17 protein-coding genes are annotated in these 21,045 nt (G+C 39.9%); 5 read left to right on the forward strand and 12 right to left on the reverse strand.

Going from position 1 to position 21,045, the window contains the following annotated elements:
• Nucleotides 1-248: 248 nt before the first annotated feature.
• A complete protein-coding gene (gene msrA, locus HPE56_RS15375; protein WP_188244633.1) occupies nt 249-926 on the reverse strand; it encodes a peptide-methionine (S)-S-oxide reductase MsrA in 678 nt (225 codons plus the stop codon).
• Nucleotides 927-1,010: 84 nt separating this feature from the next.
• Complete coding sequence (locus HPE56_RS15380) at nt 1,011-1,730, reverse strand: dienelactone hydrolase family protein (RefSeq protein ID WP_188244634.1); 720 nt, start codon at nt 1,728-1,730, stop codon at nt 1,011-1,013.
• Nucleotides 1,731-2,007: 277 nt separating this feature from the next.
• On the opposite strand from HPE56_RS15380, the gene HPE56_RS15385 reads away from it, so the two are divergent.
• The 3 genes from HPE56_RS15385 (at nt 2,008) to HPE56_RS15395 (ending at nt 4,419) form a co-directional block, all read left to right on the forward strand.
• Nucleotides 2,008-2,211 (forward strand): hypothetical protein, encoded by a 204-nt coding sequence (locus HPE56_RS15385; RefSeq protein WP_188244635.1) that lies wholly within the window; start codon nt 2,008-2,010, stop codon nt 2,209-2,211.
• 705 nt (nt 2,212-2,916) lie between these two features.
• Nucleotides 2,917-3,111, forward strand: coding sequence for a hypothetical protein (locus HPE56_RS15390; RefSeq protein ID WP_188244636.1), 195 nt, complete (start codon nt 2,917-2,919; stop codon nt 3,109-3,111).
• A gap of 1,050 nt (nt 3,112-4,161) precedes the next feature.
• A complete protein-coding gene (locus tag HPE56_RS15395; protein ID WP_188244637.1) occupies nt 4,162-4,419 on the forward strand; it encodes a hypothetical protein in 258 nt (85 codons plus the stop codon).
• 381 nt (nt 4,420-4,800) lie between these two features.
• Here the strand turns inward: HPE56_RS15395 and HPE56_RS15400 are convergent, their stop codons facing one another.
• The 7 genes from HPE56_RS15400 to HPE56_RS15430 all read right to left on the reverse strand — a co-directional run bounded on the left by HPE56_RS15400 (nt 4,801) and on the right by HPE56_RS15430 (nt 14,888).
• Nucleotides 4,801-6,015, reverse strand: coding sequence for a sensor histidine kinase (locus HPE56_RS15400; RefSeq protein ID WP_188244638.1), 1,215 nt, complete (start codon nt 6,013-6,015; stop codon nt 4,801-4,803).
• Nucleotides 6,016-6,440: 425 nt separating this feature from the next.
• Nucleotides 6,441-9,803 (reverse strand): preprotein translocase subunit SecA, encoded by a 3,363-nt coding sequence (secA, locus tag HPE56_RS15405; RefSeq protein WP_188244639.1) that lies wholly within the window; start codon nt 9,801-9,803, stop codon nt 6,441-6,443.
• A gap of 310 nt (nt 9,804-10,113) precedes the next feature.
• Nucleotides 10,114-10,338: a DUF2795 domain-containing protein gene (locus HPE56_RS15410; protein WP_013994285.1), complete on the reverse strand. Its 225-nt coding sequence runs from the start codon at nt 10,336-10,338 to the stop codon at nt 10,114-10,116.
• Nucleotides 10,339-10,450: 112 nt separating this feature from the next.
• Nucleotides 10,451-11,026, reverse strand: a complete 576-nt coding sequence (locus HPE56_RS15415) for a cob(I)yrinic acid a,c-diamide adenosyltransferase (RefSeq protein WP_188244640.1) — start codon at nt 11,024-11,026, stop codon at nt 10,451-10,453.
• A 269-nt stretch (nt 11,027-11,295) separates the two neighbouring features.
• A complete protein-coding gene (locus HPE56_RS15420; protein WP_188244641.1) occupies nt 11,296-11,799 on the reverse strand; it encodes a hypothetical protein in 504 nt (167 codons plus the stop codon).
• An 18-nt stretch (nt 11,800-11,817) separates the two neighbouring features.
• Complete coding sequence (locus tag HPE56_RS15425; protein ID WP_188244642.1) at nt 11,818-13,701, reverse strand: ABC-F family ATP-binding cassette domain-containing protein; 1,884 nt, start codon at nt 13,699-13,701, stop codon at nt 11,818-11,820.
• Entirely contained in the window at nt 13,698-14,888 is a 1,191-nt protein-coding gene (locus HPE56_RS15430; RefSeq protein ID WP_188244643.1) for an Lnb N-terminal periplasmic domain-containing protein, read from the reverse strand. Before HPE56_RS15430 ends, HPE56_RS15425 begins: the two co-directional genes overlap by 4 nt.
• 299 nt (nt 14,889-15,187) lie before the next feature.
• Between HPE56_RS15430 and HPE56_RS15435 the strand changes: the two genes are divergently transcribed.
• On the forward strand, nt 15,188-15,943 hold the full coding sequence (locus HPE56_RS15435) for a CDP-alcohol phosphatidyltransferase family protein (RefSeq protein ID WP_188244644.1): 756 nt from the start codon (nt 15,188-15,190) through the stop codon (nt 15,941-15,943).
• Nucleotides 15,944-15,948: 5 nt separating this feature from the next.
• Here the strand turns inward: HPE56_RS15435 and lptB are convergent, their stop codons facing one another.
• From lptB to HPE56_RS15450, 3 genes are all read right to left on the reverse strand, one after another.
• Complete coding sequence (lptB, locus tag HPE56_RS15440) at nt 15,949-16,689, reverse strand: LPS export ABC transporter ATP-binding protein (protein ID WP_109649225.1); 741 nt, start codon at nt 16,687-16,689, stop codon at nt 15,949-15,951.
• Nucleotides 16,690-16,770: 81 nt separating this feature from the next.
• The gene (tatC, locus tag HPE56_RS15445) at nt 16,771-17,625 is read right to left on the reverse strand and encodes a twin-arginine translocase subunit TatC (protein WP_188244645.1); all 855 of its coding nucleotides are present in this window, start codon (nt 17,623-17,625) and stop codon (nt 16,771-16,773) included.
• Nucleotides 17,625-18,590, reverse strand: a complete 966-nt coding sequence (locus tag HPE56_RS15450; RefSeq protein WP_188244646.1) for a KpsF/GutQ family sugar-phosphate isomerase — start codon at nt 18,588-18,590, stop codon at nt 17,625-17,627. The genes tatC and HPE56_RS15450 overlap by 1 nt, the downstream gene beginning before the upstream one ends.
• 195 nt (nt 18,591-18,785) lie before the next feature.
• Between HPE56_RS15450 and recQ the strand changes: the two genes are divergently transcribed.
• Entirely contained in the window at nt 18,786-20,996 is a 2,211-nt protein-coding gene (gene recQ, locus HPE56_RS15455; protein WP_394355057.1) for a DNA helicase RecQ, read from the forward strand.
• The last annotated feature ends 49 nt before the right edge of the window (nt 20,997-21,045 follow it).

The raw sequence follows: 21,045 nt of genomic DNA on the forward strand, positions 1-21,045 counted from the left end.
AAAACCTTAGCTGCTGTTTGTGTTGGGGTTGAGTTCCGTAGTGCCTTTGTTTTGGTCTGTTTCCAATGGGGAGCCACTAAAAAATAGCGGGTTGTTCGCTGAAAATTGAAGATTCAAAGGATTACATTCTTGACGTCCCATTGGTGTATCAATGATTTATGGTCTTAAAGATAATCGGATATTTTCGTAAATAAAAAAAAGCGACCCGTAAAAATCGCTTTTATAATTTTTGAGGATGGCAATGGTTGTCAGTGCGCCCCTTTTTTCAATAATTCGGGATATTTGGCTTTAAACCTGTTATATCTTGGGATTGAGATGTTTATGATATAGGGGTTGTTCGGATTCAGCTTTTCATAATCCTGATGATATTCCTCGGCATCATAGAATTTGTCGAATGGCTTGACTTGGGTAACTATGGGTGCACTGTACACCTTGTCTTTTTTCAATTGGGAAATATAATCCTCAATGATTTTTTTCTCTTCATTATTCGAATAAAATGCAATGGAACGATATTGGGCACCATGATCTGGCCCTTGTCTATTCAATGTTGTAGGGTCGTGCGAACCAAAGAACACCTTGACCAAGGTTTTGAAGTCGACCACCTTCGGGTCGTAATATACCTTTACGGCTTCGGCATGGCTCGTCAAACCTCTTCCGACCTGCTCATAGGTTGGATTTTTCTCAGTGCCTCCTGAATATCCTGAAACAACTTCCTTTACGCCGATGACATCTTCGTAAATAGCCTCGACACACCAAAAACAACCGCTCGCAAAATAGGCGACCTTATATTTTTTCAATTCACTGGGGGATAATTTTATCGCGGTTTCAGTATCGATATTGCCCGAATCCTGCTTCTTGTCCTTTACTTTTGATTCACAACTTAAAGTGATCAAGAGTGTAAATGCCAATAGGGTTAGTTTATTCATGGTATGTCTTTTTTATTTTAGTTGTTGACTTTCTACTTTACTTACATGGCTAAGGCTTAAAATGTGTTGTGTACCGGAATAGGTTCAATCGAAGATCTCATTAAGGAAATAGATCATAGAATCCCATGAGCGTCTATTGGACGTAGGTTCAAAGAATAATCCTTTTTCAGGGAATTGTGCTTTGGGATTGGTGAATGCATGTCCGGTATGTCCATATATATGGATATTCCAGTCAGCCTTGTGGGTATTCATTTCATCGGAAAGCTTAACCATGTCATTGGGTAATGCCATAGGGTCTTCCCAGCCATGCAGGACCAGTACCGCACTTTGGATTTCCTTATTGGGATGGGGAGTGGGCGGGTCCAATAGTCCATGAAAACTTACCACACCCTTTATTTGGGTTCCAGAACGTGCGAGGTCCAAAACACATTTTCCTCCAAAGCAAAAACCAATAGCCCCAATTTGGGATGCATCGACCGCCTTATGTTTCTTTAAAGTGTCTACCGCCAGTAACATACGCGATTGTAATAAGGGTCGGTCGCGGTCGAGCTCATCCATAAGTTTTTGTGCCTCTTCGGGTCCATTGGCCCGGCGTCCTTTACCGTAATTGTCGATGGCAAACCCCACGTAGCCTAATTGGGCTAATTCCGTTGCTTTTTCCACTTCAAATTCAGACTGCCCACTCCACATATGGGAGACCAGTATTCCAGGTTTGGGCTGAGGGTGGGAGTCATCCCATACCACGACACCCTCAAACTCATTCTTTGAGGCATCCCGGTAGCTTATGTTTTCTTTGATTATCATTTATGGATTTTTTTAAAATATTTCAATTGTGAAAATGTTGTTTTGTATACCAATTAAGGGTCTTGAATTATGATTTTGATAGTCAATTATGTTAAACTTTCTTAAAATTAAGATAAATGGGTCTTTTGTTCATGAATACTTAATAACTATTTTGGTAAATGCTATGTTTTACTTACTTTTTGCTGTAGGTTAGGCCTTTAATTAACGACTATTGAGTACAGTGGTGGGGATTAATGATAAAGGACACACTACATTAACTAAGTTTATAAGCAATATTATGGGTAGACCGGCAACAAAACCAACGGAATTAAGGGATGGTTTTTATATAGAAATAAGAAATAGAGGTTCCAAAGCTGGAGTGAAAATCAGAAGGGATACAAAGGAACAAATGCAAATGGCAATTAAAGAATATGAAGTATCCAAGGATGTAGTTGTTATTGGCGAGGTAAGTAAAGGAAAGATATTGGATAACGTGAAATAGATCACAACTGTAACATCCAAATTGGATCCAAGTATTCATATTCATCATATTTCACCTTTTTTAAAACGATTTTCCTAATAATTTCCGTCACAATCCTAAGTGTCGGTATAGGAAGTAGTTGTGCCTTTAGGTTCCTTGAACATTTACGGCACTAGGTTTCTAGTGCCAAAAATCGATGAAAATATCCGGGTTCTTTTACCGATTGGACCCTTGAATTGGTATGGGATACCGTGCTTAGGGTAGAAGAACGCAGGTGTCTAAAAGCTATCTGCGCTATTTTTTGATTTTACTATCGGAGTAAGGGGTAAGCCATACGTCTGCAATAGGCATAGGTGGGATTGAACTTGCTACAGGGGTTCAGTAACAAAAGTGATTTATGAAAGGGCTATGGGTCTTAAGTAATCATGGCCTTTGAGGAAGAAAGGTCGTTTCCAAATACAGAAATCTTCGGTGAAATGCAGAAATCAACGATAAAGTGTATTATCGCGCATGGGATTTACCCGGTAGAATAGTGTATTTCATCGATGTATTGACTTTTTATCTATAAAAGGGTTCACTTCATCGAATATTCGAAAGGGAAACAAGGGTCGTCAGGTTCTATTATAACCAAACTTACTAACAACTATGCGAACCCTTTTTTTAGTAACCATCTTTTTATTTACGGGCTTTATATCCTTTGCCCATTGTATAGGTCCGAATAAACAAATGAATTCAATAGAAAAGGGTTCCGCACTAACGTTTTTGTCACTTCCTGCCCAGTCCGTTCAAGAACAGGTAGGTATCTTCAAACTAAGACGTCCTAAAAAGTCCAATCCGGTTGGTATTTATAAGTTTAAGAATACCAAGGTGAAAAGGGCTCTTGCTTTTAAGACAAAGAGGAATAAACCCAAACTTGCTTAATCGTAGGTGTTATTGATACAACGTAGTCCAATCGGTCCGTAATGATCGTTTCCTTCCGGTTTACCTTTGATTCTTTCTATCAGCTTGACTCTTTGTATCAGTTTGATTTTTTAGGTATTTTGTTTTAAAAAGGAGAACAAACAGGTGTGTTTTAAAACTATTCTGTTATCATCGATCTTCAAGGCTATCCAATGATTCAGACAGTAGTGAAGAAACTTCCGGGTTTATTTCGGATCACAGGATTTTTACTATTTCCGTATTACAATCGTTGAACTATTTTATAGATACCATTTGGCTTCCTCATTTCGCATTACAAACCCAGATCAAGAACAATTTATGGGTATTTGGATATTCATGATAATAATCGAGTTAATCTAAATAGGAAAAATTCTGTATTTCTAACGCCTCTGAACGGAATCCTAAAGAAGGAACGGCCTATTTTTGATTTCGTTTTAAATCAAGTGGTTTCCGCATTGGGTGGGGGAAGCCGTCCATAGCGCATTTCACTTTAGTGAAAGCGGCCTGGACGGTGTGGCCGTGATTTTTATTTGCTTTCGTCAATGTGGGTCTTGACAAAGTGGCCATGCTGCGGCTGGCTTCTCTAAGCCAAGGTATACCATACCTTGGTTTTTCGGCCTTGTTTCTTTTTTATTCATCGGCATGTCTATTGTTTTTTAACGGTATTCATGAATGCTATGCATTTGAGGCAATGCAAAAAAGAACAGAACACGAACTGCGGGATAGTTTATGCCTTCTTTTTCCAATTCACCCCCAACCTTTGGGATTGACCCACAAACCCTTCTAAAATTTCAGATCAGCCCGTACTTTTCCTATGGAATCTCTAGAATCGGTTGCAAATAAGTGTACCCATAATCCGATAAATAGTCCTTTGGTCCGGCAAGTTGTTTTTTGTATGGAAAACGGTTGTCGGAGATTCTGGGCACTTTATCCAAACTTTCCCCGATAACCGAAAAACAAGGGCTTTTCAACGTTTTGTGAACCTGTTAAGCCTTCGATTGGAGTTAAATTTATGTAACCCAAATCGTTATTATGAAAGCTTTTTTAACCTTGACTTTTGTTCTTTTCATCACTTTAACCGCGCAAGCCCATAACACAAATACCAATGATACAGTGGAGCCTATTCAAATGGATATTGTTCTGGATAGTGGGGTTGACGATTCTGCTAGTGTTAAGGAAATTAAAATCACTACGGGGAAAAGTATTGCGCGCTTATACAAGTTCAAAAATTCAAGAGTAAAGAAAGCTTTGACTTTTACTACTAAAAAGGACAAACCTAAACTATCCTAAAAACAGGGGTTGGTTGTTTTTTTTAAAATCCTGTTTAATCTTAAACCTATAACCTATGCTACTATTGATTTTATTGCTTCCGGTTGCTTTACTGATTTTGAATATGATAGTGTTCCCTAAAACGAAGGGCTTTTTACAGCCTTTGAAAGTGAGGGTCAAGAAATAGTCCCAATTCAATTATAATTATCATTCAGAGGGACTATCATGGGTCCGTTACAACCCGCTACGGCAATTAATGTTTTATTCCAGGTTGTGTAATTTGATAGTCCATTCTTTTCGTCATTGACCATGGTTTTTGCTTTTTTTAAAAAGGGCTTTACCATTATTAATGCGATATTTTGTACCTCCTAGGCGTATTACTTCATTATTCCGGATCAATTATCAAGCAACGGCATTGAATTGCTTCCCAACTTCGTAGAATTCTATTATGTAGTTTGTGCCTTTTTTGGAAAGATCCTTACTAATGCTTCCTTTCAATTGACGCGCCAGGTTATGGATTAATTTGAGTCCTAATGATTTGGTTGTTTTGTGGTCAATAGTATCGGGGAAACCGATGCCATTATCCCCTATACGTAACTCATAACCATTGGTTTCATTTTGTCGTATGGAAATATTTATTTCCCCATCCTTTTGATCGGTTATGCCATATTTGAGTGCATTGGTAATCGCTTCGTTGATCAATAGGCCCAACGGTATGGCCGTATCGATACCCAACTTGATATCGGGTATATCAATATTGAGTTTTATCTTGCTATCGGCACCTTTCAAAGAGCGAATTAAAAATTCACTTAATTCCTGAACATAGGATTTGTACTCTATTTTGGAAAGGTCATCGCGCATGTACAACATTTCATGGACCATAGCCATTGAGATAACCCTGTTTTGGCTGCTTTTCATGATGTTTTTCATTTTTTCATCTTGAATATTCCTCGATTGCAGGCTCAAAAGACTAGAAACGGTTTGTAGATTGTTCTTTACCCGGTGATGTACTTCACGAAGCAAAGTTTCTTTTTCCTTGATCCGTTTTTCGATTTCATTACGCGATTTGTAGAGATTGTGATGTGCTTTCAAGAGGTTTTTCCCCAATACACCTCCTAAGAGATAGACCGAAAAAAGAATACTTAATAAGCTGAAGAGATTCCGTGACGCCTCAGGTACCACGTTGTAGGCTAGACTGTATTGGGGAAGACTCTCCAAGTACAACAGGCAGACAATGGACATATTGATATAAAGATAAACCTTGCCGTATAGCTTGGTAGTCACATACCCCGTGAATACAATAAGTGCCAGAACAAAAATAAACGGACTGTTTATTCCTCCACTAAAGAGGGTAATGAAGGTTCCGCTGATTAGGCCGGTAATTGAGGTGATATTGTACGTGACAGTTAAATTATTGTGCCATTTAAAGGCTATGGTATTTATTAGGTTTATAACACCAAAACCCCAAAAGGCATAGGGCAGTATCTCTGTTATATTAAGAACATAAAGGCAAAGGAATCCAAGGATGATGGCGAATATTGAGGAGAAATAATTGACCCTCAATGTTAATTTGATCTTATCCTTTAAGCGATATTCATCTTGTACGGATATTTTCATGACTTGAATTTTTGGCTCATTAATAGAGAATTACATGTTCGTGTTGAAAGGTAATTCCTTATAATTTAATGTTATTTATGGTAAATCTAAATATGTTTTACAATTAAATCAACATCATTTCATGAAATATAAATGTTTTGTTCAACTTTTTAGCAAAAAAATTAAATAACGAGAGCTGCAATTCGTGTAAAAACCGAGGGTATATCCTTTTTTTAGATCGGTTGGATTTTCATTCAGATTCTTTGATGTTGCTGATATAGAGGTTTATAACGGGAAGGGCCTATTTATGGGGTTCGTACATGGAGTATTGCAATACAATCCCATTCGTATACGGGATTGGGCATTTGGGTTTCTTTAATGATATTGTTTATTTGCAAAAAAAAAAGCGACCATTGGGTCGCTTTTTATAATTATTTTAATGGAAATCAGTCTTCAGTCAAAACCCAATCGCCATTATGGATCAACGGTTCCGCCTGTTTGTATTTCACGGTTTTACTTTCGCCCGACATCACATTTTTAATGGTGACACGGTCATTTCGTCCAATTTTAGGATGGTCACGGATAATGGTTTCCGTTATTTGTGGTCTTTGCCCTTGGGTTTGGCCAGCAGCCCTGTTTTGTGAGGCGAGTTCATCACTATTGGGGATTTCCTCCTTACTGGTCTGTAAATTTTCCTTAGGTCTTCTTACGTTTCCTGCATTTTGGATTTCATTCGGGTTTTCAGTTGGTAATTCCCCTTTGAATAGGAATGAAACCACTTCTTTGTTGACCTTGTCGATCATACTCTTGAAAAGTTCAAAGGCCTCGAACTTGTAGATCAACAAAGGATCTTTTTGTTCATGGACGGCCAATTGTACCGATTGCTTCAATTCATCCATTTTGCGCAGATGGGTTTTCCATGCGTCATCTATTATGGCAAGTGTAATGTTCTTTTCAAAATCAGTTACCAATTGTTTACCATCACTTTCGTACGCTTCCTTCAGGTTGGTAACCACATTCAAACTCTTGATCCCATCGGTAAATGGTACCACAATACGTTCGAACTTGTTCGAGTTGTCCTCATAAACCTTCTTAATGACAGGAAATGCGGTTGCCGCATTGCGTTCCATCTTACCTTGATAAAACTCGTAAGCGGATTTGTAAATGGAATTTGCCAGTTCAGGTACGGTCATTTTTCCGAAATCGGCCTCGCTTATGGGTGAGGTTATCGAAAAGAATTTAATCAATTCGAATTCGAAATGTTTGTAATCCATGGCGCCCTTGTTGGACTCGGCAATAACCTCACAGGTATCATAGATCATATTGGCAATATCGACCTTTAGACGCTCTCCCTGTAGGGCGTGGCGCCTTCTTTTGTATACCACTTCACGCTGTGCGTTCATGACATCATCATACTCCAACAATCGTTTACGAACCCCAAAGTTGTTTTCCTCTACTTTTTTCTGGGCCCGTTCAATTGATTTTGTCATCATGGAATGTTGTATGACCTCTCCGTCTTCCAAGCCCATCTTGTCCATCATCTTCGCTACCCGGTCAGAACCGAACAAACGCATTAGGTTATCCTCCAAAGAAACATAGAATTGGGAGCTTCCTGGGTCACCTTGTCGTCCTGCCCGACCTCTTAACTGTCTATCTACACGTCTTGAATCGTGGCGTTCTGTACCAATAATGGCCAAACCACCCGCTTTTTTCACTTCCTCGGTCAGTTTGATATCCGTACCACGACCTGCCATGTTGGTTGCGATGGTAACCACGCCTGGATTACCGGCCTCTGCAACCACATCGGCTTCTTTTTTATGCAGTTTCGCATTCAAAACATTATGGGGTACTTTTCGAATGTTCAACATTCGAGACAGTAATTCTGAAATTTCAACTGAGGTAGTACCAATCAATACAGGCCTTCCCGATTGTGATAACTTGGTCACCTCTTCAATAATGGCATTGTACTTTTCGCGTTTGGTCTTATAGATCAAGTCGTTTCGGTCATCCCTGGAAATTGGACGGTTTGTTGGGATCTCCATCACATCCAATTTGTAAATTTCCCAAAATTCCCCAGCTTCCGTAACGGCAGTACCTGTCATACCTGACAGTTTCTTGTACATTCTGAAATAATTCTGGAGGGTAACTGTAGCGAAGGTCTGTGTCAGTGCTTCGATCTTCACATTTTCCTTTGCCTCAATGGCTTGGTGTAATCCGTCAGAATAGCGACGCCCATCCATAATACGACCGGTTTGCTCATCAACGATCAAAACCTTATTTTCCATGACCACATATTCCACATCTTTTTCAAAAAGGGTATATGCCTTTAACAATTGGCTCATGGTATGTATGCGTTCACTCTTTATCGTGAAGTCCTTAAAAAGCTCTTCCTTGAGTTCAGCTTCTTTTTCAATATCGAGGTTCTGACTTTCAATTTTTGCTATTTCACCGCCAATATCAGGCATAACAAAGAAATCCCTATTCTGTTCCCCAGAGATATAATCGACACCCTTATCGGTCAATTCAATCTGATTGTTCTTCTCATCGATAACAAATAGGAGGTCTTCGTCAACCTTGGGCATTTCCCTATTGTTATCCTGCATATAGTAGTTCTCGGTTTTCTGCAACAATTGCTTGATACCTTCCTCACTCAAATATTTGATCAAGGCCTTATTTTTAGGTAATCCCCTAAAGACCCTTAATAGTAGGAACCCACCTTCCTTGGTGTCACCTGCAGCAATTGCTTTTTTTGCCTCAGCCAATACACCGGTCAAATGTTGCCTTTGCTTTTGGACGATATCATTGACTTTGGGTTTGAGTTCGTTGAATTCATGGCGATCCCCTTCAGGAACAGGTCCCGAAATGATCAATGGGGTACGTGCATCATCGACCAAGACAGAATCGACCTCATCGACAATCGCATAATGTTGTGGTCTTTGCACCAAGTCAGCAGGTGTATGCGCCATATTGTCCCTTAGGTAATCAAAACCAAATTCGTTATTGGTGCCATAGGTGATGTCAGCGTTATAAGCCGCCCTACGTCCTTCGGAGTTGGGTTTGTGATGATCTATACAATCAACGGAAAGTCCGTGGAATTCAAATATAGGGGCCATCCAGGCACTATCCCTTTTTGCCAAGTAATCGTTTACCGTCACCAAATGGGCGCCATGGCCAGAAAGTGCATTTAAATACATAGGTAGGGTAGCGACCAGGGTCTTACCTTCACCTGTTTGCATCTCCGCGATCTTACCTTGGTGAAGGGCGATACCACCGATGAGCTGTACATCGTAATGAACCATATCCCATGTAACTGCTTTTCCGGCAGCATCCCATGAGTTTTTCCAGATAGCCTTGTCACCATCCAAGGATACATAATCCTTACTTCCAGATAATTTTCTATCAAACTCCGTTGCGGTAACTTCAAGGGTTTCATTGGCTACAAATCTCTTGGCTGTTTCCTTGACTACGGCAAAAGCTTCTGGTAGAATATCGTTCAAGGTTTTTTCGGAAATTTTATAAGCCTCTTCCTTAAGTTTGTCTATTTCGGCATAAATATCCTCGTTCTTGTCAATATCGGTAGAGTTGTGTACCTGCTCGGTCAACTCGTTAATCTTATCGTCCAATTCCTTGCAATCGGCCTTTATTCTTGCTTTGAATTCATCAGTTTTGGCCCTGAGTTCATCGATACTCAAACCTTCCAATATGGATTCAAATGATTTTATCTGCTTAAGGATAGGTTGTAGCTCTTTAACATCTTTCTTTGATTTGTCCCCTACAAATGCCTTCAGCACTGAATTTATAAAACTCATAATTTATTACTATTATATGATTGAAAGTTGCGGAAATCGATTTCTTTCAATTTTTTAAACGCTCTATTATATTAAAAACCTTTTTAAAAGAATATTTCAAGGATAAAGCAAAAGGTGTTCCAGTTTTTGATAGATCAAAAGGAATGCCCGAGATACTGCCAAATTTACCGAGAAAAAGTCCAAGGTATTTTATTTCACTGCGAAGGTAACATTTTGAATGCTAATTTCTTTCTTTTTATCTGGTCAGTAATTATAATAAAATCATAAAAAAAAGCCTCCGAAGAGACTTTTTTTACGTGTTTGATTTTATTTAATATTCATCCTCGTTCCAGAGGTAATCTTCCTCTGTGGGATAGTCTGGCCAAATTTCTTCGATGGACTCGTATATTTCACCACCTTCTTCTTCCATAGATTGTAAATTTTCTACAACCTCCAAAGGTGCTCCAGTCCGAATCGAATAATCGATAAGCTCATCTTTGGTCGCCGGCCAAGGTGCATCGCTTAAATAGGATGCTAGTTCTAAAGTCCAATACATTTTAGTAGTTTAATTTTTAATTTTTGCAAAAGTAATTTTTATCCTGAAATAGCCAAGTTATTTTGCAATTATTTAGCTATAATAGTTTGATAACGAATAAAATCGGGATTTATTAGCCTTTCTTTTCGGGAATCCATTTGATTTCATCCGCCTTTAGGTCATTGGACAATTTCCGTGCCAAGACAAAAAGGAAGTCTGAAAGTCGATTTATGTATGACATGACATTTTCATCAAACGGCTCTTTTTCGAACAGTTCCGTGGCCATACGTTCGGCCCTTCGGCAAACGGTACGGGCAATATGACAGTATGACACGGTTGTGTGTCCCCCAGGGAGTATAAAGTGTGTCATCGGGGGTAGGGATTCATTCATGATATCCATCTCATTTTCCAGCAATTCAATGTCAGAAGCATCTATTTTGGGGATGTTCAATCGCTCTTTGCCGTTTTTAAGGATGGCTTTTTCAGGGTCTGTGGCTAAAATGGCACCGACGGTGAAAAGTTTATGTTGGATCAGGGAGAGTAAACTCTTGGTGTAGGTATCCATTTCCTGGTCGCGGATAAGGCCTACCCACGCATTCAATTCATCAATGGTACCATAACTGTCGATTCTGATATGCTTTTTTGAAACTCGGGTGCCGCCAAAAAGGGCAGTCGTGCCTTTGTCTCCGGTTTTAGTGTAAATCTTCATGTAGTGTTGTTGTTCCTAGGTTCGATTTTCTTTCTCTTTTTTGTCCTCATGGTGATACCCATCCATGAATTTTTTCGATTTTCTTTCTTTGGATTTATTCCTGTTGACAATCATAAAAAACAAATATATGACGACAAGTACACCTAGAACCGAATAAATGGGATATTCCATAATTTTATACTTTGATTTCCCCTTTTTTGGAAATGCTGATTTTAACGGATGTTGCGAAACTTGGTACCGCAGAGTTCCTTCTGTATAAAGTTACGGGTTTATATTCTAATTTTAAAATGTTCTTTCGCCTGTTCCCTCCTAAAAAATAAGGCCCCGCAATAAAATAGATCAACCGATACAGTTACTTTGGCATGGTTTTTCAATGACTCCCAAAGACATGTGTTTTCTTTGTTATAATGTATCTTGTCGATCCAAACCATACTGTCATTATGGTAGGTGCCTTCTTTTATGATGTTGGAAAACAATACGTTGTTGGGTGTATTCAAATAAATAATGTCTGCCGGTTGTTGGTTGATCTTAATATGTGGGAATGCTTCTTTTATCCGGTCGATCAAAGCATCTTCATTGGGGGGGATAAAAACGTTCCTAGCCTTAAAATAAACAATGCTCTTGAATAAGGCTTTTATGTTTTTGCCTCCCTTGAATTTTGATCTTTGGTACAGGCATTTTGTGACATATGCATACATAAAGGGGGAATGTACCCCATGCTGGTTGGTTGAACTTAGGATGAACCTTAGGTAAGCGATAATGCGGTACAACATGGAACAAAAGGGTTTTTGTTAATTTCCTTCCATCATGGCCGAAAGCTCAAACCATCGTTCGGTTTTTGTTTCAATGGCCTCCGCGATTTCCTTTAATGCTATAGAAAGCGCATCGATCTTCTCTCCGGAAAGATTACCTTCGGCAAATTTGTTTTGCAATTCCTTTTTCTTTTTCTCCAATCGTTGTATGTCCTTTTCCAGTGATTTGTATTCCTTTTGCTCGATATAAGAGAGTTTTGTTACGGTGTTTTCCTCTTTCCAGGAGTTTTTTGCCGAACTGTTTTCATTGGTCTTGTTCTTTTCAGACCTGGTTTCTACCAACTGACTGTCCTCATAAGCCCTGTAATCGGAATAATTGCCGGGAAAATCCTCAATAACGGCATTTCCCCTAAAAACAAAGAGGTGGTCTACGATCTTGTCCATGAAATAACGGTCATGCGATACGACCATGAGGCATCCGGGAAAATCCAACAGAAAACTCTCCAGTACATTTAAGGTCATGATATCAAGGTCATTGGTAGGTTCATCCAAGATCAGGAAATTCGGATTTTGGATCAGTACGGTACATAGGTAAAGACGTTTGCGTTCACCCCCACTTAACTTTTCGACAAAATCATATTGCTTTTTTCTATCGAATAAAAAGCGTTCAAGCAGCTGTTGTGCGGAAATTTGTTTTCCTTTTTTTAGGGGGATAAAATCCCCGAACTCCCGAATGACATCGATGACTTTTTGCCCTTGTTTGATCGTGATGCCTTTTTGGGTGTAATATCCTATTTTGATGGTTTCACCAATGACTACCTTGCCAGAGTCAGGTTGGTCCAAACCGGATAAAATATTTAGAAAGGTTGATTTTCCCGTACCGTTTTTGCCAATGACACCAATACGTTCCCCTTTGGTAAAGGTATATTCGAACTGGTCGAGGATGGGTTTTCCCGGATAGGTTTTGGATATTTTATGGAGTTCAAGGATCTTACTCCCTATGCGTTCCATGTTTAATTCGAGTTGCACCTCATGCTCTATACGGCGTTGATGTGCCTTTTCTTTGATATCCTTAAAGTCATCGATCCTTGACTTTGATTTAGTGGTCCTGGCCTTGGGTTGTCTCCTCATCCATGTCAATTCCTTTTTGAAGAGTGACTTGGATTTATGTTGTTCAACGGCTTCCTGTTCCAAACGCGCTTCCTTTTTTTCCAGATAATAGGAATAATTGCCTTTGTAGGGGTATAATTTGCCACCGTCCAATTCGATGATTTCATTACAGACCCGCTCCAGGAAATAACGGTCGTGGGTAACCATGAACAAGGTTATGTTTTCCTTTGAAAAGTATTGTTCGAGCCATTCGATCATTTCCAAGTCCAAATGGTTGGTAGGTTCATCCAGGATCAATAGGTCAGGTCTATTGATGAGTGCATTGGCCAAGGCCAATCGTTTTTTCTGTCCACCCGACAGAAGCCCCACTTTGGCGTGGATGTCTTCCAATTTCAGTTTGAAGAGGATCTGCTTGTATTGGGTCTCGAAATCCCAAGCGTCATGGCGGTCCATCCCTTCAAAGGCTTTTTGGTAAGCCTCTTCGTCTTCAGGGTTTTCCAATGCTTTTTCGTACGCCAGGATTATCCTGAGTATTTCATTGTCAGAGGCAAAAATGGTCTCTTCAACGGTTAGGTCGGGATTGAGGTCGGGTTCCTGTTCCAGGAAAGACACCCGTACTCCTTTTCGATAATTGACCAGTCCGGCATCGGGAACGTCCTTGCCGGAAAGAATGTTGAGTATTGAAGTTTTACCGTCGCCATTCTTGGCGATCAAGGCAATCTTCTGATCCTTATTGACCCCAAAGGATAGATTTTCAAAAAGGACAAGTTCACCATAGGACTTCGCTATGTTTTCAACAGAAAGTAGGTTCATATTCGGGAATGGGTGTTTTGTTTGTGATTACGGGAATATAAAAAGAAATACCGAGAACCTAACGCCAATAAGATGGGGATAAGCACCGGGGAAAATATTTGAACCTTCATTATCCATAAGCCGATAACCACGAATAGCATCAAGATTAAAAATAGCATGTATTTGACGATCCATTCGGGAAGTGCTTTTTTACGCCCTACCAAAAAGGCAAGGACCAAATTGAATGGAAATGCCCAAAGGATATTAAAATTATTGGCGGTAGCGGTATGGTCCGTGATGAACCATAAAAAGAAAATAAGTATCCCGGCGAGCCCTGTTATTAGGAAGAGGGCGAAATCCATTCCCTTAGTCCGTTTATTGTTCTTGTAATCCTTATAGGTTATACTAAAAACCAAAACCATCAACATTATGGACCAAAACAGTGGGGTAAGTAAAAAATTACTTTTGTGTTCCGTGATTTTGGGTTGGTATAGGAAAACCTCTTTGGGGGCTAAAGGTTGGTTGTCCAATTTAGCGAAGTTCAATTGCTGCATTATATATTGGGGCAGGAACATGTGTTCTTTTGGTGTTGCCAAATCGTCAATGACGGCCCCAAGGGCTAGGTCTATACCGAAGGAAGACCATGAATTAACCGGCATATTTTGTCGTATAAGCTCGCGATGGGTGTATTGATTCTTAAGGTAGTTTTTATCGAAGACCAATTTATTGCCGTAAACCGAATCGAGAACATCCCAAATCTTGGTGGCACAGTTGTTATAAAAGAAGTCATAGGGGTAGCCTCTGTTTTCGGGAAGGTAATTGTGCTCTAAAAACTGGAACAGCTTGTTTCTCTCGGTTTGGGATAGTTCCAGGACCTGTTCCTTTACCCAGCGTTTATCATATTTGTATTCGCGGATAAAATTGGGGTATTGCTGTCGGGCCAACATATAATCCAGTTTTCCTTGGGCAAATTTCACATAAAAGTTGTCCGAATAAAAATCGAACACCCCATAATTATAAACGACATCTATGCCAATGGCAGGGTCTTTTACGCGAAAGGCACTGTGCCCGAAGGTGGAATAGAGTTGGTCGCCAGGCCCGCAGGTCAAAACACTGATTTTTGACAATGGGGACAATTCCGGAACCTGGGAATACCCCGTAAGTGTAATGAAAAATAAAAGGAATGTGATTAACCTTTTTAATGGCATAATGTTTCGATAGAAATTTTCAATGACAAATATCTGAATAAATTGTTTAGAAGGTAGTTTTATCTTTGGGCATCTTGATGATTAGGTTTGCCAAAGGTAAGGTTTACTTTGATTTTGGCCAGCCTCATTTTATGCAATAGGATTTGTATTGGGTTGTTATCGGTAATGTATTCAAAGTTTGTTGATGTGGATAGGGGGAAGGGAAGCAAGGCGGGTTTAGGGGCAGTACAAATAATTAGGGAAGGGAAATTGGAAATAGTATTCCTATAAATATCTTATTTTTACATAAACAAGTAGTCATGAAACGTCATATTCCCAATCTGATCACCTTAATGAATGTCTTCTGTGGCTCTGTGGCTACGGTATTTGCCGTACTGAACCAGTTGGAGCTTGCCGCCTTTTTTGTTTTCCTGGGGATTATCTTTGATTTTTTTGATGGAATGGCAGCCCGGATCTTAAATGTAAAAAGTGAATTGGGGTTGCAGTTGGATTCCCTGGCCGATGTAATTACCAGTGGTCTTGTGCCCGGTATTGTCATGTTCCAGTTATTGGCCATGTCAATGAATGGTGGATGGAATGTGAGCTTGTCTTCCCAGGCGGCACATGATACCTTTTGGGTTGGACTTAAAGTTGCCCCTTTACCCTTTTTGGGCTTTTTGATTACTTTGGCATCGGCATATCGCTTGGCGAAATTCAATATTGATGACAACCAAACCAGTTCTTTTATAGGACTACCCACACCGGCCAATGCCTTGTTGATCCTGTCCCTACCCTTGATCCTGTTGTACCAGAACAATGATATATTGAACGGTATTATCCTTAATCAATGGTTTTTGATTGGGATTACGATTTTAAGTGCGTATTTGCTGAATTCGAAATTGGAACTGTTTGCCTTAAAGTTCAAGAATTGGAATTTTAAGGATAATTCGCAACGTTATATTTTCCTTATCGTGAGTTTGGTGCTCTTGCTGACCATGAAGTATTTGGCCATACCTGCGATTATTGTCTTTTATATTTTGAGCTCTGCTGTCGGAAATGTATCCAAAAAGGCTTAGTTGCCTTAAAAATCGAGCTTCTTTTTACGTAGCTCAAAATTTTGTCCCAAGTATACCTTACGAACCATTTCGTCAGCAGCGAGGTCTTCCGGTACACCGGATTTTAAGATTCCCCCTTCGAACATTAAATAGGAACGTTCGGTAATGGCCAAGGTTTCCTGAACATTATGGTCAGTGATGAGGATGCCAATGTTCTTATCCTTTAAATGGGCTACGATACGCTGGATATCCTCAACGGCTACGGGGTCAACCCCCGCAAAGGGTTCATCCAAAAGAATGAATTTTGGGTCGGTAGCCAAGGCCCGGGCGATTTCGGTTCTACGACGTTCTCCCCCTGAAAGTAAATCACCCCTGTTTTTTCGAATATGGCCAAGGCCGAATTCCTCAATGAGCGATTCCATTTTCATAAGTTGCTCTTTTTTGCTGAGATCGGTCAGCTGTAGCACGCTTAATATATTCTTTTCAATACTTAATTTTCGAAATACCGAAGCCTCTTGGGCCAAATATCCAATACCATTTTGGGCGCGTTTGTACATGGGGAAATTGGTGATTTCCATATCATCCAGGTAAATCTTGCCCGTATTAGGTTTTATAAGGCCGACAATCATGTAGAAAGAGGTGGTTTTCCCCGCGCCATTAGGTCCTAAAAGTCCAACGATTTCACCTTGGTTGACTTCCAAGGAAATCCCTTTTACCACCTGGCGCCCCCTATAGGCCTTCATAATATTATCTGCTCTAAGCTTCATAAGCGGATTCGGATAAATTCAAATAAATATCCCCCAAATCTAAATCTAAATACTGGGTGATGGTTTCTTATTCACTGTTTTTTAACCTTTTTTCTTTTTCTCGGCAGCCAATTTGGCCTCTTTTTTTGCATCTGCCCGTAATACCATTTTGGAAATATGGATACTGACCTGATACAATATAAGCACGGGTACGGCCACAATAATCTGACTGGTCACATCAGGAGGGGTGATTACCGCAGATAGGATTAGAACGATCACCAAGGCAATTTTTCGATACTTTCTTAGGATTTCGGGGGTTACCAAACCTGTTTTGGTCAGAAAATAAATGATTATGGGTAACTCAAATATTATTCCACATGCGATAACCGATGTCCTTAAAGTAGCTATATATGATCCTATGTCAAATTCGTTCAGTACAATATCACTAACCTGATAGGTTCCTAAAAAGTTAATGGATAAGGGAGCCACAACATAATACCCAAAAAGCACACCCATAAAGAAAAGTAAAGATGCGATGAAAATGAATCCTCTTGAGTTTTTGCGCTCTTTCTCATACAACCCGGGGCTAATGAACTTCCATATTTCATAGAGTACATAAGGGAACCCTATGATAAAACCGGCCCAAATGGCAGTCCAAATATCGGCGGAGAACTGCCCGCCCATCAATCGACTCTGTATGGTGAAAGGTAATTTTTCGGCACAAAAGGCAGATTCTATACCAAAGAATGTCGCGATATCGCAAAAGAAACGATATGTGGGAAAATCCATTCTTGTCGGAGCAAAGATGATGTTGTCAAAAATGAAACGACTCATTACGAATGCTACGATCCCAATAAGGACAATCGCAAGAATACTTCGAATCAAATGCCATCTCAATTCTTCAAGATGGTCAAGAAAAGACATTTCGTCCGGACTTTTTCTCTCGGTTTCAGCCATTATATTATGCCCTCGTTTATTAAGTTGTGTAAATGTACTATGCCCTTATAGGCTCCATTCTTTACGGCCAATAATTGCGAGATTTCGTTTTCTTGCATACGTTCAAGAGCTGTAATGGCAAGTTTGTCCGTCTCAATGGTTTTCGGATTGGCACTCATGATATCCTCGGCTTTGAGTCCGTTGATATTTTCATATTTGTTCAACATTCTGCGAATATCCCCATCAGTGACAACACCTACAAGTTTTTCGTCATTTATTACTGCAGTGACCCCCAACATTTTTTCAGATATTTCAACGATGACCTGACGAACATCGGTAGCTACATCGACCTGGGGCTTCATATTGGTTTGGACAATATCGTTGACAGTAAGGTACAATCGTTTGCCCAAGGAGCCCCCTGGGTGGTATTTCGCAAAATCCTTGCTGCTGAACCCTTTAAGTTCCAACAGGCAAATGGCAAGGGCATCCCCCATGACCAATTGTGCCGTTGTACTGGTGGTTGGTGCTAGGTTATTGGGGCAGGCTTCTTTTTCGACATAGGTGTTCAATATATGATCGGCATGTTGTGCCAAGAAAGATTCTGTATTGCCTGTCATCCCTATCAAAAGATTTTTACCCCGTTTGATCAGGGGTACCAGCATTTTGATTTCTGGGGTGTTACCGCTTTTGGAGATACAAATGACAATGTCATTATCCTGTACGGTCCCTAAATCACCATGTATGGCATCCGCGGCATGCATAAAAATCGCAGGTGTTCCGGTGGAGTTCAAGGTGGCCACTATCTTGGTGGCAATAATAGCACTTTTGCCTATGCCCGAGATTACGACCCTGCCTTTGGAGTTTAAAATACTGTTGACCGTTAGGGTAAAATCCCCATCTAAGAGGTGTGCCAAATTCCCAATGGCCGCACTTTCGGTTTCAATGGTCTTTTTGGCAATTTTGAATATGGTTTCGGAATTGTTCAAGGTATATTTGAAGTTAAGGATTGTTATCCTAAAAGAATGTCTTATATTTAAGTTTACAAAATTACATAAACTTAATTTTATAAAACAGTTAAGTTTTAAACGATGTTAAGGAAGGATTTGTTTCGTAAAACAAAACGCCTTAACTTCAACTATAAATTTGGTAGATGGCCCTAGGCCATTGAATTAAGAAATTAGATGGTGAAAGAAGCAATGGGGCAGAATGATTATGATATACACGCCTCGTTAAAAAAGTATTTTGGGTTTTCCAAGTTCAAGGGACTGCAGGAACAAGTAATCAATAATATTGTTGAAGGAAATAATACTTTTGTAATTATGCCCACGGGCGGTGGCAAATCATTATGTTACCAACTACCGGCCTTAATGCATGAGGGTACCGCGATTATCGTATCCCCATTGATAGCCTTGATGAAAAATCAGGTAGATGCCATAAGGGGTATTTCCGATGATTATGGTATCGCACATGTATTGAACTCTTCATTGAACAAGACCGAGGTCAAACAAGTCAAAAACGATATTATATCAGGGGTTACTAAGTTGTTGTATGTTGCTCCGGAATCATTGACCAAAGAGGAGTACATAGATTTTCTAAGATCTGTGAAAGTTTCTTTTGTTGCTGTTGATGAGGCGCATTGTATTTCGGAATGGGGTCATGATTTTAGACCTGAATACAGGAATATAAGAACTATCGTAAGTAGGCTTGGTGACAATATTCCAATTATTGGCCTAACGGCTACAGCAACACCCAAAGTCCAGGAAGATATAATAAAGAATTTGGGAATTAACGATGCCAAGGTTTTTAAGGCATCGTTCAATAGACCCAATTTATTTTATGAGGTACGCCCTAAAACGGCAAATGTTGATGCGGATATAATCCGGTATGTAAAACAAAATGCAGGTAAGTCTGGTATTATCTATTGTTTGAGCAGAAAAAGGGTTGAGGAATTGGCACAGGTTTTACAGGTAAATGGTGTTAGTGCCGTTCCCTACCATGCTGGTTTTGATGCCAAGACCCGTTCAAAGTACCAGGATATGTTCCTTATGGAAGATGTTGATGTTGTGGTGGCTACCATTGCATTCGGTATGGGTATAGATAAACCTGATGTTCGTTTCGTTATCCACCATGATATTCCGAAAAGTATTGAAAGTTACTATCAGGAAACCGGTCGTGCCGGAAGGGATGGGGGTGAAGGCCATTGTTTGGCGTTCTATTCCTATAAGGATATCGAGAAATTGGAAAAATTCATGTCAGGTAAGCCTGTCGCTGAACAGGAGATAGGGAATGCCCTGTTGCAAGAGGTCGTCGCCTATGCGGAAACCTCCATGTCCCGTAGAAAATTCATGCTTCATTATTTTGGGGAAGAATTCGATGAGGTCAATGGGGATGGGGCCGATATGGATGACAATGCCCGTAATCCAAAAGAAAAACAGGAAGCGAAGGATGATGTGCTTAAATTGTTACGCACCGTAGAGGAAACCAGTGAAAAATTCAAGTCAAAGGAAGTTGTAAAAACGATTACGGGGCAAGTAAACGCCTTGGTTTCATCCCATAAGGCCAATGAAAAGTCAGTGTTTGGCATAGGGTCAGATCAAAGTGTGAACCATTGGATGGCCTTGATCCGTCAGACGTTGGTGGCCGGACTTTTGAAAAAGGAAATTGAATTATACGGTATCCTTCATCTAACGGATAAAGGAAGGAAATTTTTGGTTAAGCCTACATCGTTTATGATGACCAAAGACCATGAATATAGCAAGGAAAGGGACGAAGCTATTGTAAGTGCCTCTAAAGGGGGAGTGGCCGATGAGAAACTTTTGAAAATCTTAAAATCCCTTAGGAAGAAGCAGGCAGATAAATTGAGTGTACCCCCATTTGTGGTTTTCCAAGATCCTTCACTACAGGATATGGCACTGAAATATCCGATTTCCATGGAAGAGATGCTGAATATCTATGGAGTAGGGGAAGGTAAGGCCAAAAAATACGGTAAACCTTTTATTGATGCAATCAAAACGTATGTTGATGAAAATGATATTTTACGACCCGATGATTTGGTCGTGAAAAGTACCGGGGCAAATTCAGGATTGAAACTATACATCATTCAGAATGTGGACCGGAAATTAGGCTTGGAGGATATTGCTTCGGCCAAAGGTCTTGAGATTCCTGAATTGATCAAGGAAATGGAACAGATCGTATATAGCGGTACAAAATTGAATATTGGCTATTATATCGATGATGTTTTGGATGAAGACCAACAGGAAGAGATCCATGATTATTTCTTGGAGGCCGAAACCGATGATCTTGAGGAGGCCATGCAAGAGTTTGATGGCGAGTATGAGGAAGAAGATCTTCGTTTATATCGATTGAAGTTTATCAGTGAAGTGGCCAACTAAGGTTGGTTACACATCATTCTAAATAATAAAAACGTCCTGAAAGCCTTCA

The sequence above is a fragment of the Maribacter aquimaris genome, from assembly GCF_014596745.1.
In the GTDB taxonomy this organism is placed as follows: Bacteria; Bacteroidota; Bacteroidia; order Flavobacteriales; family Flavobacteriaceae; genus Maribacter_A; species Maribacter_A aquimaris.